2 pseudogenes are annotated in these 1,002 nt (G+C 65.7%); one reads left to right on the top strand and one right to left on the bottom strand.

Annotated elements, in window-relative coordinates:
- Positions 1 to 106, top strand: a pseudogene (locus tag MKK67_RS04380) (DUF3750 domain-containing protein); the annotation flags it as partial.
- 36 nt (positions 107 to 142) lie between these two features.
- On the opposite strand, the pseudogene MKK67_RS04375 reads toward MKK67_RS04380, so the two are convergent.
- Positions 143 to 936: pseudogene (locus tag MKK67_RS04375) on the bottom strand (IS3 family transposase); the annotation flags it as partial.
- Positions 937 to 1,002 lie beyond the last annotated feature (66 nt).

The following is a 1,002-nucleotide window of genomic DNA, read 5'->3' as shown; positions in this document are numbered from 1 at the left end:
CGCCTGGGTCGAGGGTCTGGAGCTGAACCTGCTCGGTGGCGTGGCCGGGATCGACCTGCGCCGCCCGGGGATCAAGCTGCCGGCCATCGGGCGCGTGGGGATCTAGCGCATCATCCCGAAAGGTGGCCGCCGGCTTTCGGGGCGCCTCCGCCAGCGCCTCGATCACGCCCCCGCTGTTGATGCGTCGCGCCACTTTCAGCGCCAGACAAGCCCGGCTATGCTCGTCGATCAGCGTCAGGATCCGGAGCGAGCGTCCGTCGTGGGTCCGGGCCTGGACGAAGTCAAAACTCCAGACGTGGTTGCGATGGAGCGGGCGCAGCCGCACGCAGGATCCATCGTTCAGCCACAGGCGACCGCGTGGTCGGTGCTTCTGCGGGACCTTGAGCCCCTCGCGACGCCAGATGCGCTGAACCCGATCCTTACCCACCTGCCATCCTGCTGCCTTCAGCAGCGCGGTGACGCGGCGGTAGCCGTAGCGCCCATACTCGGACGCCGAGGCGATGATGGCACGGGTCAGCGCATCCTCATCGGCCGGCAACGTGGACACGTAGCGCTGCGTGCCCCGATGCTGGCCGACGATCCGGCAGGCGTGACGTTCCGAGAGGTCGTACTTCTCCCGGATGCCGTCCACCGCCTGCCTGCGTCGCTCAGGGGCTACAAGTTTCCCGAGGCGACGTCCGCCAGCACCTGCTTCTCCAGAGATAAATCGGCTACCAGGCGACGAAGCCGGGCGTTCTCGCGCTCCAGATCCTTCATCTTCTTGGCCTGATCGACCTTCAAGCCGCCGTACTCCTTACGCCAGCGATAATAGCTCTGCTCAGAGATTTCCGCCTCCCTGCATGCAAGAGCCAAACTCTTGCCCTGAGCTGTCTGCACCTCGATCTGGCGCAGCTTGAGCACCACCTGCTCCGCGTTCGTCTTCTGACCTCGCCGCATGTCCGACTCCTCCGGTCCTGGCTGATCCTCTCAATCAGCCCGGTCCAAAGCCAGCCGGTCAGGTCA

The sequence above is a fragment of the Methylobacterium sp. J-072 genome (assembly GCF_022829425.1).
In the GTDB taxonomy this organism is placed as follows: Bacteria; Pseudomonadota; Alphaproteobacteria; order Rhizobiales; family Beijerinckiaceae; genus Methylobacterium.
This window is presented reverse-complemented; position numbering and strand designations above follow the sequence as displayed.